General features: G+C 60.3%; 11 protein-coding genes, 1 tRNA gene and 2 pseudogenes. 5 read left to right on the plus strand and 9 right to left on the minus strand.

Features of this window, described 5'->3' with window-relative positions:
• Window positions 1-81: 81 nt before the first annotated feature.
• Window positions 82-478: pseudogene (locus NKG95_RS13170) on the plus strand (DUF2130 domain-containing protein); the annotation flags it as partial.
• A gap of 645 nt (window positions 479-1,123) precedes the next feature.
• On the opposite strand, the gene NKG95_RS13175 reads toward NKG95_RS13170, so the two are convergent.
• The 8 genes from NKG95_RS13175 to NKG95_RS13210 form a co-directional block, all read right to left on the minus strand.
• Entirely contained in the window at window positions 1,124-1,405 is a 282-nt protein-coding gene (locus tag NKG95_RS13175) for a hypothetical protein (RefSeq protein WP_352642843.1), read from the minus strand.
• A gap of 323 nt (window positions 1,406-1,728) precedes the next feature.
• Window positions 1,729-2,652 carry an aminotransferase class IV gene (locus tag NKG95_RS13180; protein ID WP_353041002.1) on the minus strand — a complete coding sequence of 308 codons (924 nt, stop codon included), beginning with the start codon at window positions 2,650-2,652 and terminating at the stop codon, window positions 1,729-1,731.
• A 93-nt stretch (window positions 2,653-2,745) separates the two neighbouring features.
• Window positions 2,746-3,396: an ectoine/hydroxyectoine ABC transporter permease subunit EhuD gene (gene ehuD / locus NKG95_RS13185; protein ID WP_353041004.1), complete on the minus strand. Its 651-nt coding sequence runs from the start codon at window positions 3,394-3,396 to the stop codon at window positions 2,746-2,748.
• 19 nt (window positions 3,397-3,415) lie between these two features.
• Window positions 3,416-4,255, minus strand: coding sequence for a substrate-binding periplasmic protein (locus tag NKG95_RS13190; protein WP_353041006.1), 840 nt, complete (start codon window positions 4,253-4,255; stop codon window positions 3,416-3,418).
• Between the two features lie 89 nt (window positions 4,256-4,344).
• Window positions 4,345-5,085, minus strand: a complete 741-nt coding sequence (locus NKG95_RS13195) for a GntR family transcriptional regulator (RefSeq protein WP_353041008.1) — start codon at window positions 5,083-5,085, stop codon at window positions 4,345-4,347.
• Window positions 5,086-5,110: 25 nt separating this feature from the next.
• Window positions 5,111-5,494 (minus strand): VOC family protein, encoded by a 384-nt coding sequence (locus NKG95_RS13200; RefSeq protein ID WP_353041010.1) that lies wholly within the window; start codon window positions 5,492-5,494, stop codon window positions 5,111-5,113.
• A 20-nt stretch (window positions 5,495-5,514) separates the two neighbouring features.
• Window positions 5,515-7,086, minus strand: coding sequence for an AMP-binding protein (locus tag NKG95_RS13205; RefSeq protein ID WP_353041012.1), 1,572 nt, complete (start codon window positions 7,084-7,086; stop codon window positions 5,515-5,517).
• Window positions 7,087-7,093: 7 nt separating this feature from the next.
• On the minus strand, window positions 7,094-8,260 hold the full coding sequence (locus tag NKG95_RS13210) for an acetyl-CoA acetyltransferase (protein WP_353041014.1): 1,167 nt from the start codon (window positions 8,258-8,260) through the stop codon (window positions 7,094-7,096).
• A gap of 342 nt (window positions 8,261-8,602) precedes the next feature.
• Between NKG95_RS13210 and NKG95_RS13215 the strand changes: the two genes are divergently transcribed.
• Window positions 8,603-9,721, plus strand: a complete 1,119-nt coding sequence (locus NKG95_RS13215; RefSeq protein ID WP_353041016.1) for an epoxide hydrolase family protein — start codon at window positions 8,603-8,605, stop codon at window positions 9,719-9,721.
• A 16-nt stretch (window positions 9,722-9,737) separates the two neighbouring features.
• Here the strand turns inward: NKG95_RS13215 and NKG95_RS13220 are convergent, their stop codons facing one another.
• Window positions 9,738-10,451 (minus strand): helix-turn-helix transcriptional regulator, encoded by a 714-nt coding sequence (locus NKG95_RS13220; protein WP_353041018.1) that lies wholly within the window; start codon window positions 10,449-10,451, stop codon window positions 9,738-9,740.
• Between the two features lie 218 nt (window positions 10,452-10,669).
• On the opposite strand from NKG95_RS13220, the gene NKG95_RS13225 reads away from it, so the two are divergent.
• The 3 genes and pseudogenes from NKG95_RS13225 (at window position 10,670) to NKG95_RS13240 (ending at window position 13,307) form a co-directional block, all read left to right on the plus strand.
• On the plus strand, window positions 10,670-11,560 hold the full coding sequence (locus NKG95_RS13225) for an alpha/beta fold hydrolase (protein ID WP_353041020.1): 891 nt from the start codon (window positions 10,670-10,672) through the stop codon (window positions 11,558-11,560).
• 1,223 nt (window positions 11,561-12,783) lie between these two features.
• Window positions 12,784-13,172 (plus strand): annotated as a pseudogene (locus NKG95_RS13235) (SDR family NAD(P)-dependent oxidoreductase).
• A 62-nt stretch (window positions 13,173-13,234) separates the two neighbouring features.
• Window positions 13,235-13,307, plus strand: a tRNA-Arg gene (locus NKG95_RS13240).
• Window positions 13,308-13,383: the final 76 nt, after the last annotated feature.

Raw genomic sequence — 13,383 nt, forward strand, 5'->3', positions numbered from 1 at the left:
GGCGCTGTCCAGATCGGCCGGCTGTGTGCGCTGAAGGCTGCGGATACGTGTGATTGACTTGAACAAGCATAGGGCCCAGCCTTGGACGCCGTTCGCGTCAAGGCGAGGTCCGAAGCCGAAGACGGCCTTAAGATGAAGGTTGCGGAAAAGAAGAACAGATCGCCGGTATGCAGCGCGTCAGATTGAGGAGCTGAAGCGCCGTGCGGAACAGGGTTCCCAGCAGCTGCAGGGCGAGGTGCTGGAGCTTGAGCTGGAAGCCCTCATTGCCAGCCGGTTCCCGATGGACATCATTGAACCGGTTGCCAAGGGTGAGTTCGGCGGAGATGTCCTGCACCGCGTCGTGGGGCCGGTCGGCCAGCCGTGCGGCGCCATCTTATGGGAGTCGAAACGCACCAAGAACTGGAGCCAGGGTTGGCTGGGGAAGCTTAGAGCGGATCAACGAGCCGCCAAGGCGGATATTGCGTTGATGATCTCTACCGGATGGGGGGCGGATTCGATGCTCAGGGTTCTCGTAGACACGTGCGTCTGGCTGGACATCGCCAAGGATTATAGGCAGCAGCCCGTCATCGGCGCGCTCGAGGCCCTCATTGGGGCAGGCGAGGTTGAGCTGCTGGTGCCGAAAGTCGTTCTCGATCTCGTTCATTGGCGCAGCGCCGCCGATGCCAATGGGGGTGATGGAACACATCATGGCTTCGCCCTCGTGCAAAGCTTATTTCGCGGTCGTGGACATAGACCCGGACAGGCCCGACGAGGGCGTGACCCACCAAACCTCACTCGTTGCCTACGGCTGAAGTTTGGCCTTGGAACCCGTCAAAAGGCTCACACCCTGACCGCGCGCAGGAAATGCAGGCTCAGCCACTGGAGTGGGCCGCAAGCGGATAACGCCCTCGTCCGGCTTGGTCGCTATCTGGTTCTGCTCAACGCAAGAAACCTAAACGAAGTCCTGACGAGAGTCGCCCCAGTGAAGGTAGGTACGCTAGGCAAAGACGCTTCGTCTAACCGCTAGCGGCCACTCGTAAACACGCGCGGCCGTTCCCTTCAAGCGACTCAGTGTAGAGAGTGCGCTCGGCGCTCGCTACTCGTTTCCCTGTCTTCTGCTTGAGCGAGGCAGGTTTGGTAGATATCAGTGCGGCGCGCCGTCGGGCGAGTGCAGGAGTCTCCAGGTCAAGCCGACACGACCATTGAACAGAGACGCAAAATGTTCGGCGGCGACGTCCTCCAGGCCATCATCGACCAGAGCCTCAATGCTTCGCCGCACCAATGCGATTTGCATCTCGCGAGCGTGGTCTACGTCCGCCTCTCTCATTATTTCCATGACGTGGTAGGCCACGACAGGCTGGCCGAGGCAACACAGCAGCGTGCTCGCTTCGGCTGTCGCCGCTGCAACTGCTTCTTCGATCTTCATTCTGGCGCTCCTCATCGAACATGATGCTGGCGCCTCCCCGGTGAGACGACGGTATTCCGTCGCTTCCTTTTTTCAATTTCGGCTGTCGCGCACGAGCGAAAGTGGCAGGTGCGCCAGCGGGACAATTGCTCCCTTGTCTTATGCTCCTGGAGCAACTCACCGCTTCGCCAATCAGTATCCTCCAAGATAGAACCAAAGGCGATCACTTAGTTAATTGATGGTTAACGGGGACGCTTGAATCTTATGCGTTTGCGCGTGCGTTTTGGGCAAGATCCGCCTTGCGCCAACCACCTCGACGGGCAACTTGGCTATGCTCCTTGGGATCAAAGTTGATTAATAGGTGTAGCATGCCAGCCTTGGTCGCGTTTGCTCCAGTAGATTTCCCCCAGCCTCGTCGTCAGAGAGCCCGGCTTTCCGTCGTCGATCAGTTTGCCATTGACGCTGGTGATCGCCATGATGCCGCCCGCCGTGCTGCACGCAAACACTTCGTCCGCGCTGATCAGATCGCTCTCCGAAATCGATTTGACGTCCACCGGCTGGCCGATCTCACGGCAGATCTCGATGACGCACCGACGTGTTATTCCCTCAAGTACATTGTATCCTGGTGTAGAGAGTACCTTGCCCGTCAGCGCGAAAACGTTGAACCCGGGACCTTCACTTATGGTGCCCAGATGGTTCTTCATCAGCGACGTTTCGCATCCCGCATCGTAAGCGTCGTAAAGGCTGAGCACGAAGTCGATCCAGTTGTAGTTCTTGATCTGCGAGGGAACCGAGTCTGGCGGCAGGCGCCACCGGCTGGAAATCCAGACTGAGAGGCCACGCTTGCGCTGTTCTTCGTTGGCGACGACCACGAACGGAACGCAAAACGCCATGAACCTGTTCTTGCAAAGACGCGGATCGCGCGATCCGGCGGGGCCAAGTCCGCGTGTCATGATCATCTGGACCGTCGCGTTGGCTAGTCCCGTCATCTCCACGCAGGACTTCAGGATCGTCTCGATTGCCTTGCGCTCGATGGGCATCGTGTAGCGCAGCCGGGCACAGGATTGTTCGAAGCGATCCAGATGGTCCTGCAGCCTGAAGAACGCGCCATTGCGAACGGAAACCGTGTCCTGGCACGCATCGCCGCGCGTGAAGCCCCAGTCCATCAATGGGATCGACGCTTCCGCGATCGGAACATAGCTGCCATCGATGAATGCCATCCCTTCGCGGTGCAAGTTGAGTGTCCTTTTCATTTCCATCTCTTTCATGGCAGTTGCGCGTAGGCTTGAGACGACGCCAGCTATCGACAGGCGACGATGTCCAGGATGGAGGTTGCAGTTCGCTTCGATTCGACGGTGATCTCAGCCGGCGGGAGCGCGTTTCATGCGGTCTTCAATCTTCAGGATCAGCATCGAAGCCGGATAGCTGACGATGAAATAAATGACGAAGGCGGCCGTATAGACCTCCAGGTATTTGTAAGTCGTCGATGCGATCTGGTCGGCGGTAAACATGAGCTCGTTCACCGAAATCACTGCCACCAGCGCGGTGTCCTTGAACATGGCGATGAAGTAGTTTCCGATTGGTGGAATGGCGATCCGAAGGGCTTGCGGCAAAACGACCAGCAGGAACATGGGTGTCGGGCGCATGCCGAGCGAACGTGCAGCCTCGACCTGTCCCTTGCCAATTGCCGATATGGCACTGCGGTAGACCTCGGAGAGATAGGCCGCGTAGTTGAGCGACAGACCGAGTATCCCGGCAACCAGGGCCGGTATGTAGATGCCGACATAGGGGAGCACATAGTAGATATAGAAAAGCTGCAGCAGCAGCGGCGTACCCCGGATGAAGTCGACATAGATCGCCACCGCCCATCGGACGGGTCCGATGGGCGACATGCGGGCGAGCGCAATGAGAAGGCCCAGCACAAGGGCAATCGCCGTCGACGCGATCGTGATCCCGACCGTCAGGGCAGCGCCCCTCAGCAGCGCCGGCAGGAACTCGAGCACGTCGTTCATTGCGATCTCCTGTCAGTGCTTAGCTGCAACAGTTCGGAAACGGAAAATACCGCTCGACCGGAAGCAGACCCCACTTTTCAAGAACCTTGCGGAGCCCACCGGAAAGCTGGAGCTGTCGGTTCTGCTCGTCGAACGCCTGCCTGAGCGCAATGTCGTCCTTGCGGAAGCCGGCGCCCACAGCATAGTCGCCGATGGGCATCTTGTAGTTCAGTATCTCGACCGGCAGCGTCGGATCGTTCTTCAGCGCGTCGGCCGCAACCATGTCGTCGAAAGCGGCCGCATCCAGGCGCCCAGCGCGCAACTCGGCGAGGATCTGCGGAATGTTCTTGTAGGCCTTGACCGTGACGGAGGAGTCGGCTGCCGCCATCTTGTTCAGCCAGTCGAGCTGGATGGTTCCCAGATAGGACCCGACCGTATGGCCCGGGAAATCGGCCTCGCTCTTGATCTTGGCGGGATTGCCCTTGGGCACCACGAGCGCCTGCCCGGCGCGGTACATCGGCGCCGAGAACGCGATCTGCTCGGAGCGCTTGACGGTGATCGCGATGTTATCCGAGATCAGGTCGCAGCGGCTGGTGTTCAGTGCCGAGATGATTCCCGAGATCGGCACTTCATAAAGTTCGATTTCCGGCACGCCCAGCGGTTCGAAGATGGCACGGACCATGTCGATGTCCGTGCCTTCCACCTTGCCGCTGCTGGGGTTCTTGTAGGCGTATGGAACGTCGTTGGATGAGCAGACAACCACCTTCTTGGCCACCTTGATGCGGCTCAGCGATTCATCAGCAGCACTTGCGGCGGACGAGGCAAAGGCTGCGGCGGCGCAAAGCGACCAGGCGACCAAAAAACTGCGCTTTCTTGACATGGTCATTCCCCTTATTGTTACAATTGATTGTTGATTATTGATTGTTAACAATTCTGTTTGCCCTGAAAGGTATCTCCTTTCGTTCGTTCCTAGGACACAAAGAGACCGACAGAGCCGCCCCGGATACGGTCTTCGGATCGGCCCTCCGCCTCGCGGAGCCATTCAACCAGACGTTCGCCATCTGCGGTGTTGTGTTCCGCGGCAAGTCGCTCGGCCTCGCCAGCCCGACCTTCCCGCATCGCCGCGATAAGGGACTCATGGGTGACGATGTAGTCCTGCAGCGAAAGAAACTTGCTGACCAGAGACTGATAGAGGCGGACCTGGCCGGCGATCAGTGCATAGTGTGCCTGCAGGGCGGAATGCTCAGTGAGCTCGGCGATCGTCAGGTGAAGCTGGAAGTCCGCTTCCACCGCGCGCGTCCGCACGCCGGACGTGACCGCCTTCACGACCTTGTCGTAGGCTTGGTCCAGCCGATCCCGCTTTTCTTCGGTGATGGTCTCGGCGAGCAGCCGTGCAGCAAAGGCTTCCAACGTATTGCGTAGCGTGAACAGCTCCCAGGCATCGCGAGAGGTCAGCGACCTCACGCTGTAGCCGCGATAGGGTTCCTGAACGATCAGCCCTTCGTGAACCAGAAGCCGCAGCGATGCGCGGATCGTTCCACGGCTGAGACCAAACGATTCAGCAATCACCTCTTCGGTCAACTTCTCACCGGGCGCAAACACACCCGTAAGGATCGCGTCGCGCAATTTGTCGGCGGCCTGCGCATCGAGACTGCGGCGGGTCACCTCCATTTGCGGAGCGGGTCTGCGAATCAGTTTGGGACGAGCCATGGAATGAGCCTTGAACGGAAGCGGGTCAGGATGTGTAGCATGCAACTTCGATGAGATTTCTGTCTGGATCTCGAAAATAAACCGAGCGCATCGCGCCGCCCGCGCCGGTCTGATCGACAGGCCCCACCTCGATGGGAATCTCGAGCGTGCCCAGTTCCTGCACGATGTCGTCGATGCCGCCTTCGGCGATGAGGCACAGATCGCCGGTCCCCGGCGCTGGAATGTCGGCATGTGGCGTATATTCGCGCCGATACGGATGAAGGGTGATCTTCTGGTTGCCGAAATGCAGCGCATTGTAGGTGCCGTCGAACACGACATGGCGCATGCCGAGCACACGCCGGTAGAAATCTATGGTCTGCGCCATGTCCCTGACGGTGAGCACCACATGATCCAGGCCTTTTATCTTCATTGTCGCCACCTTCTGCTCGGTCAAGCCGTGCGCTCGTGCTCTTCCGCGAGCCGTTTGATGATCTCCCGCTTCAGCACCTTGCCATAGGCGGACTTCGGCAGCTCCGGCCAGAACACCACCTGGTTGGGAAATTTGTATCTTGCGATGCGGCCGTTGAGGCCGTCGATGACATCCTTCGCGGCAATCTCGCAGCCGGCCTTCGCCACCACCACCGCTACCCCGCATTCACCCCATTTTGGATGCGGCATGCCGACCACCGCCGCTTCGTCGATCCGCTCGTCGTTGAGGATCGCCTCTTCGATCTCGCGCGGATAGACGTTCAGCCCGCCGGAAATATACATGTCGGAGGCGCGGCCGGTGATATGGAGAAAACCGCGCTCGTCGAGGAAGCCTAGGTCGCCGGTGTGGAACCAGCCGTGCCGGAAGGCTTTTGCTGTCGCATCCGGATCGTTGTGATAGCCGAGAAAAGCGGCCTGGCCACGGGCGCAGATCTCGCCCGTTTCGCCAACAGCAAGGCGCCGGCCGTCGGCATCAAGGATCGCGACCTCAACGCCGGTGCGAGGCACCCCGCATCTGCCCACGGCATGGTCCGGCGAGCCGGCCTCCGCCAACCCGTGCTGGCCAGGCGACAGCACGGTGATGTTGGCGGTAAACTCGCCAAGGCCGTAATGTTGGACGAGGACGTTTCCGAGCTTGGCCACGGCGAGCGCCTGGTCGGACCGGAACATCGGCGCGCCGCCATAATTCACGTGACGCAGCGAGCTGCGGTCGTGGTGATCGACGGACGGATGCTCGACCAGGGTCTTGAGCAGCGTCGGCACGGCGAAGAAATTCGTCACCTTGTGCCGCGCGACCGTCTGCCAGACCGTTTCCGGGTCAAGCGACGTGGCCGTCAGGATGATCTGCGGTGCGCTGCGCGCCACATGGGCCAGTGCATGAATGCCAGCGCCATGCGACAGCGGCGTTATGACGAGCGATGCGTCTTTCTCGCTGGTGCCCGGAAACATGTCCGCCAGATGGCTGGCGACGACGAACGCCAACTGGCCATGGGTGAGCACCGCGGCCTTGGGGCGCCCGGTGGTGCCCGACGTGTAGAAGAACCAGGCCGGCTGGTCCCGCTCGACATCCGCCTCGACAAAGCTGTCGTCGCCGTCGGCGAGAAGTTGCTCGTAGACGAGACTGCCTTCGAGTGGGCCGTCAAGGCAGACGGATAGCGGCGCCGGATCCAACTCGGCCCGCGCGGCCTCGCAATGCTCGGCGAATTCGCCGTCGAAGACGATCGCCCGCGCCGAGGCGTGTCTGGTCATGTAGGCGACCTCGGCCTGCGTCAGCCGGAAATTGACCGGGACCCAGACCGCGCCCAGCTTGAAGCAAGCCCATTTCACTTCGAAGGCACGGTGGCTGTTGCGCGCCTGAACCACGATCCGGTCGCCCGCACGAATGCCTGCGTTAACCAGCGCATTGGCGAGCCAGTTGACCCGCCGGTCGACCTCCAGCCAGGTGAATGTCCGCTCGGACACGACGACGCCGGGATGGTCGCCGAAGCGCCGCGCGTTCTGCGTCAGGAAGTGGCCTATGTTGAAGGTCGACACGGGCGCTTCACCTGAGCGGTTCGAGAATGGTGGCATAGTTGGCGACCGAGACGCCGCCCATATTGAAGACGCCGCCCAGCCGGGCGTCCTTGACCTGCATGTCGCCCGCCTCGCCAGTGAGTTGCATGGCGGCGTTGACCAGCATCGAGACGCCAGTGGCGCCGACCGGATGGCCCCTTGCCTTCAGCCCGCCGGACGGGTTGACGGGAAGTTCGCCGCCCATTTCGGTGATGCCGTGCTCAATCGCGCGGGCGCCCTCTCCGCGCGGTGCAATGCCCAGCGCCTCATACTGGATGAGTTCCGAGATGGTGAAGCAGTCATGCAGCTCGATGAAATCGAGATCTCGGTTGGTCAGGTGGGCCTCAGCCATCGCCCCGGACCACGCGTGCGCCGCGCCTTCGAAGGACGTGACATCCGCCCGTCTCGACAGTTGCAAATAGTCGCTGGTCTGGCACATGGCGCGCAGTGCGACCGCCTTCTTCATGCGCAACGCTGTGGCGGCGTCCGTCAGCACCAGCGCTGCGGCACCGTCGGAAATCAGCGCACAATCGGTGCGCTTCAACGGGCCGGCGACGATTGGATTGCGATCCGATTCGTTGCGGCAGAAGTCGAAGCCGAGATCCTGGCGCATATGCGCCAGCGGATTGGTGACGGCGTTGCGATGGTTCTTGGCCGCGATCCTTGCCAGGGCGTCCGACTGGTCTCCGTATTTCTGGAAGTAGGAAGAAGCGATCTGTCCAAAGACGCCGGCAAAACCGCCCTCGATCGATTTTGTCTCGTCGACATAGCTCGCCTTCAAAAGCGCCCGACCGACCGATGCGCTGTCCCGCGCCGTCATCTTCTCGACGCCGATCACCAGGGCAAAGCGGGCCCGGTTCGATTCCACGGCGCGAGCGGCCTGATAGACGGCGGCCGAACCAGTAGCGCACGCATTTTCAATCCTGGTCGCCGGCTTGAAGCGCAAGTCTGGACTGCCATTCAGCACCAATGAGGACGGAAAATCCTGCTCGACGAGGCCCGGGTTGAAGGTGCCGACGAAAATCTCGTCGATCTCGCCGGCCAGCAAGCCGGCGTCGGCCAGAGCGCCTGCGACAACACCGGCAATCAGTTCTTCCAGGCCGGCGTCCAGCCTGCCGAACTTGGAGTGCGACCAGCCAACCATGCATGTGAGCATTTCAAGCGCTTCCGACTGCGAATTTCGAAGATCATCGCGCGCTTTTTTATTAATTGTCAACAATTGATTTTTATTACACGAACCTCAGGATCTGGATCGCCACGGAGGCTACGGCCGAGAATGCCGAATAGCTTCCTCACTCTTTGGCCGCATCAGCGGCGGTGCAGGGCCATGATTTTCGCATTTTTACAATCGCTTCGCTGCCGCGCCCCCTAGCCTCACCTCATCACAACGCGCCGGAGACAAGAGATGAACCGCCGTCAATTTGCCAAGACCCTCGCCGCCTCAGCTTTACTCGGTGGCTTCGCCAGCAAAACCACGTTCTCACAGGAGACCTCTGCCATGACCAAACCGACAGCTTTCGAAATTGCTGTGCCCGACGCCCAGCTTGCCGACTTGAGATACCGGCTCCAGCACACGCGCTGGCCGGATGAGCCGGCCGATGCAGGCTGGGCTATGGGAACCAACCTCGGCTATATGAAGCGGCTTACCGAATACTGGGTCAATGACTACGATTGGCGGCGAGCCGAGGCGGGATTGAACGCGCTTGCCAATTTCAAGGCCAGTATAGACGGGATCGATCTGCATTTCGTCCACCAGCCCTCGAAGAATCCGAACGCGGTTCCGCTCCTGCTGCTGCATGGCTGGCCAGACTCTTTCTATCGTTACCACCGGGTGATCGAGCCGCTCTCCGAGGACTTCCATGTCGTTGTCCCCTCCATTCCAGGTAGCGGCTTTTCCGGCAAGACCGCCCTGCCAATGGACACAGTCGCCGATCTGTTCGCACGTCTGATGACCGAGACGCTCGGCTATGGAAAATTCATCGCCGCGGGCGGTGATGGCGGCTCCATCATCTCCATGTCGCTGGCCCAGCGTCATCCGGAGGTTTTGCTCGGTTACCACGTGACCGATGTCGGCTATCCGGACCAGAGCACGGACTTTGCTGCCCTGACTCCGCCGGAACAGGCCTATGCCGGCGCCATCCAGCAGTGGTTCTTCACCCACGGGGCCTTCAATCTGGTGCATGCGACCAAGCCACAAAGCCTGGCGTTCTCGATGAACGACTCGCCGGTCGGCCTCGCGGCCTGGATCATGAGCTTCATGGCCGGAATGGGCGTTGGCAGCGAGGCGGATGCGCGGTTTGGCCGTGACGACCTGCTCACCAATATCATGATCTATTGGCTGACCGAGACGGCGCCCTCGTCTTTCCGGATCTATAATCAGAATGCGATGCAGCCGCCGACCATCCGGGGCAAGAACACCGGCGTTCCGGTTGCGGTGGCCAGCGCAGCGCCCATCTCGGGTGGCGTGCGCCTTCCGCGTGAATGGGCGGATCGGCAGACATCGGGGAACGTGGTTCAATTTCACGACATGGAGAATGCCGGGCATTTCGCGGCTTGGGAGGACCCTGGCTTCTTTGTCGGCGACATCCGCCAGTTCGCGGCGCTCCTGAAGGGCTGATCTCGGTAGGAGGCCTTCACTTCACGGGCGCCGGGCGGGACTTGCTGCCCGGCGCCCATAGTTTGTGAACCAGCTCGAGATCGGATGGCAGATGCCCCATGATGTTCTTGATGGATTTGATCATGTGCGGCTGATCGGAAAAGCCGAGATCAGCGGCAACCGCTGCAGGAGCTTCGCCGCTTTTCAACCGACGCACCGCCTCCTGGGCGCGCCGGATCATCTGAAAGTCCTTCATGGTGATGCCGGTCGTTCGCTTGAAATGCTGCTGGACCGAGCGTTTCGACGCGGCCTTCGGCCTTTCGGAGAACGCCCTGGCGACGAGATCGTCGGATTTGAGAAGCCCTGCCCGGATCATCCGGTCGATGAGGTCTTCGGCATTGGCGAATGTCGGCAGCGGAAGGTCGGTCCCGTCAAGATTGAAGTGCTCGCCCTGCACCGGCAGGAGGCGGATCGTCGCGCCAGTCCTCACCTCGCTCTCGGTCGAAAGATAGACGTGGGCGGCGAAGGAGATGACGACCGAGTGCTCGCCCGCCACATAGGGAACGTCGACCGGCTCGGCGGCCTGCCCACTCAGGAAGATCGTCGGCTCACCATCGGGCGCGACGCTGAGGATCAAATCCCAGGACCCGTCCGGGGTGGCTCGGTAAACCCCATCCTCAAGACAGACTGTCTGCCATACCGTGTCGATCCAGGGATGGGACGAAGCGCGCTGCGTATGTTTCTGAGCCATGACCTCGATGGGGTTGCGGATTTGCCACTGCTAAATCCCAAGCGGCGCTCAGATAGTGCAATGGCGGAAGGAGTTTCGCAATGCCATGGCCACGACGTCGCCGATTGCAGGGGCACACCAGGTTCCTTTATCGACCTCGCAAGATACGGATAGGATACAGGCGGTTTAGGCCGACAGCAGTGAGAGAGTAAATTCATTTGCAACAGGGAGACCGATCCATGAAAAACATATCAACGGAAGATCTCGACATCGGCTATGATGTTTACGGCACCCCTAGCGAGCGAGTTCCGCTTATTCTTCTGCACGGCTTTCCCGATGATGCGAGCGCGTGGCGGGAGGTCGGACGCCTGCTGGCCGCAGGCGGCCACTATGCCATCGCGCCGTATGTACGTGGATGCGGCCCAACGGCCTTCAAAGCAGAGACATCGCCGCGAAGCGGTCGGGCATCGGCCAGATCCCGCGACCTAATCGGCCTGATGGATACGCTGGGCATCGAAAAGGCGGTGTTCATCGGTCAGGACTGGGGTGCGGCCACTGCGCAGGCGATGGCATTTCTCAATCCCCTCCGTGCAGAACAGCTCGTGATCCTTAACGGCCATGGCCTTTTAAACATGGGAGTCTTCGCCCAGGGGCGGCTGCCAAGCTGGGAAACGTTCCACGCTGGGTGGTACCAATGGCTCTTCCAGAGCCCGGCAGCCAAGTCGATACTGGAAGCGGACCGTGCCGGGTTCATCCGGTTCGTGTGGACGAAGTGGTCGCCTGGGTGGCGTTTCAGCGAGGCCGATCTGGCTGGAGTCGTGCGCTCCGCCCAAAATCCTGACTGGATCGACGTTGTACTCTCTGCCTACAGGGGCCAAGAAGATCCCGCAGCTGATGGCCGGGATAGCAATGCAGATGCAGTCCTTGCGCAACTGCCGCCGATCACCTGCCCGACGCTTAACCTGCAGGGCGCCAACGATGGCGTCGATCTGCATGTCGACACGCAATTGGGCCAGGAAGGCTACTATCATGGCCCATTGGCCAGCGAGGTGCTCGATGAGTGCGGCCATTTCCTGCACCGCGAGCGGCCCGATGCTGTGGCTAACAGGATATTAGCCTTCCTAGCGTAGCCTGCTTCTGGTTCCTCCAAGCCACCGGCAGCATCTCGATCGGGTTTTATGAGCACGCTCGACGCGCAGGCGTGTGAGCCAGTGGAAATTACACGAAATGGGTCCGGTTGATCGAAGGCACCGCGCCGATCAGCTTGATCGGTGCGAGGCAATCGAGAACGAGCTTCTCATCGCAAGGTCATGCGCCTCCCGTCGTAGCACGTGGCATGCCGTGACGGCGCACATAGGCCGAGTCTGCAAAGACCTGCTGCAGAGTTTCGCAATGGCGCCAAGCCTCTCTCCAGGCCACAGCAGCTCGGTTCCGGCATGCACGGATCGCTAATGATCTCTTCCTGAAGCTCGTTCGGCTCTTGGTCGACGATGCGCGAGCGGCCGAGATCAAACAAATAGCCTTCGACGGATCCATAGATGTCAAGGCGCACGAAATCGCCGGCATGCAGACACCTCCGGCTGGGCGTCGACGCCGCGCCGCTTGCGCTCGCGCCACGGCCTCTCCAGCACCATCGCCTGGAGTCGTGGCGGCGCCTTATTTCACGCCGTCGAGGGTAATATCTCCGTCTCTACCAAGCCGCCGCCTTCGCGGCGCAGCTGCTCGGCCTCGATGATACAGCAGCGCTCTCGGCGCTGGCGCAAGGGTAGACCCCCAGTCCACTATGACGTGGGTTTCCCGATCTTCTCCTGTCCCATTGGAACTGGGATCATCTTCACGCTGCATTCCTCCACCCCACCTGAGAATGCAATTGAATTGTCCCAGATCAGAAATTGTGGCCGCGCGCCGCATGCCTCGCCCGGATACTCGCAACTAAAGGCAAGCTGCTCGTTCAAGCGACAAGTTGAGTTGCTCTTTCAGTTCCGCCAAAAGAGATTTAGCACCTGCGCCTGGATGGAGACATCGAGCGCCGACACCGCCTCGTCGGCGATGATAACGCGCGGCTCCTGCGCCAGCGCGCGGGCAATGCCTAGGTATCTCGAAAACCGGGCGACTGCCGAGGGAAATAGCCGTCTCTGGAGACTTGGCGGCCATCCTAGCGCGGGAACGAAAATGGAAGAGAAGCAGAACTTTCGTGTGCAGTTTTTGCACACGTATCCTTGTAAGTGCCTGATTTTCTTATTTTATCCGTCCGATCCATCATGGCCGCCACGGCTAATTTTTTATTTTTCAATCATTTAGCTACTTTTTTTAAACCACACTGAGATTGGACAGACTGACATTGCAGGCCTCTATGATATGTGACTCATTTCGTTCTATTTTTCAAAGCGTAACCATCAATGTCACTCAACACCACTTTTCTGCTCATGGCCAATACACGGTAAGGCCATCATTCGCCTATTCCGCCGCCAAGGCCGGCGTGGTCGGCCTGACGCGCACGCTGGCGCTCGAAGTGGCAAAAAGCGGCATCCCGGCCAATGCCGTGGCCCCCGGCTGGATCGAAACGGGCTCGTCAGCGCAATGGAGCGGCAAGCTGCCCTGCACGCGCCACCGGCGCGGGCCGGGCGACCGGACGAGGTTGCCGCCGCGGTGGTGTTTCTGGCAACGGAAGGCGCCAGCTACGTCAACGGCGCCCTGCTGGTGGTCGACGGCGGCAACAGCCTTCAGGAGCGCAAGGGCTGAATCCGAAAACGACCGGTCGTTCACGATCGGGTCGCGGGGTCATGGAAAGCCTGGCTGTTGCCCGCCCGTAGCTCGGCTGGATAGAGCACCAGACTACGAATCTGGGGGTCAGGAGTTCGAATCTCTTCGGGTGCAGCATTGCCGCAGTTCGCTTGCCGACAACTATTCCTGCTGGAATTGACAGGGCCAATCTTCAGGCCTCGTCAAGCCA

Origin of the sequence: Mesorhizobium sp. M1423 (assembly GCF_040317575.1) — a bacterium.
Lineage (GTDB): Bacteria > Pseudomonadota > Alphaproteobacteria > Rhizobiales > Rhizobiaceae > Mesorhizobium.

Coding starts and splice junctions, on each gene's coding strand:
- NKG95_RS13175 (WP_352642843.1), bottom strand. CDS start 1,405: ATGAAGATCGAAGAAGCAGTTGCAGCGGCGACAGCCGAAGCGAGCACG.
- NKG95_RS13180 (WP_353041002.1), bottom strand. CDS start 2,652: ATGAAAGAGATGGAAATGAAAAGGACACTCAACTTGCACCGCGAAGGG.
- ehuD (WP_353041004.1), bottom strand. CDS start 3,396: ATGAACGACGTGCTCGAGTTCCTGCCGGCGCTGCTGAGGGGCGCTGCC.
- NKG95_RS13190 (WP_353041006.1), bottom strand. CDS start 4,255: ATGTCAAGAAAGCGCAGTTTTTTGGTCGCCTGGTCGCTTTGCGCCGCC.
- NKG95_RS13195 (WP_353041008.1), bottom strand. CDS start 5,085: ATGGCTCGTCCCAAACTGATTCGCAGACCCGCTCCGCAAATGGAGGTG.
- NKG95_RS13200 (WP_353041010.1), bottom strand. CDS start 5,494: ATGAAGATAAAAGGCCTGGATCATGTGGTGCTCACCGTCAGGGACATG.
- NKG95_RS13210 (WP_353041014.1), bottom strand. CDS start 8,260: ATGCTCACATGCATGGTTGGCTGGTCGCACTCCAAGTTCGGCAGGCTG.
- NKG95_RS13215 (WP_353041016.1), top strand. CDS start 8,603: ATGACCAAACCGACAGCTTTCGAAATTGCTGTGCCCGACGCCCAGCTT.
- NKG95_RS13220 (WP_353041018.1), bottom strand. CDS start 10,451: ATGGCTCAGAAACATACGCAGCGCGCTTCGTCCCATCCCTGGATCGAC.
- NKG95_RS13225 (WP_353041020.1), top strand. CDS start 10,670: ATGAAAAACATATCAACGGAAGATCTCGACATCGGCTATGATGTTTAC.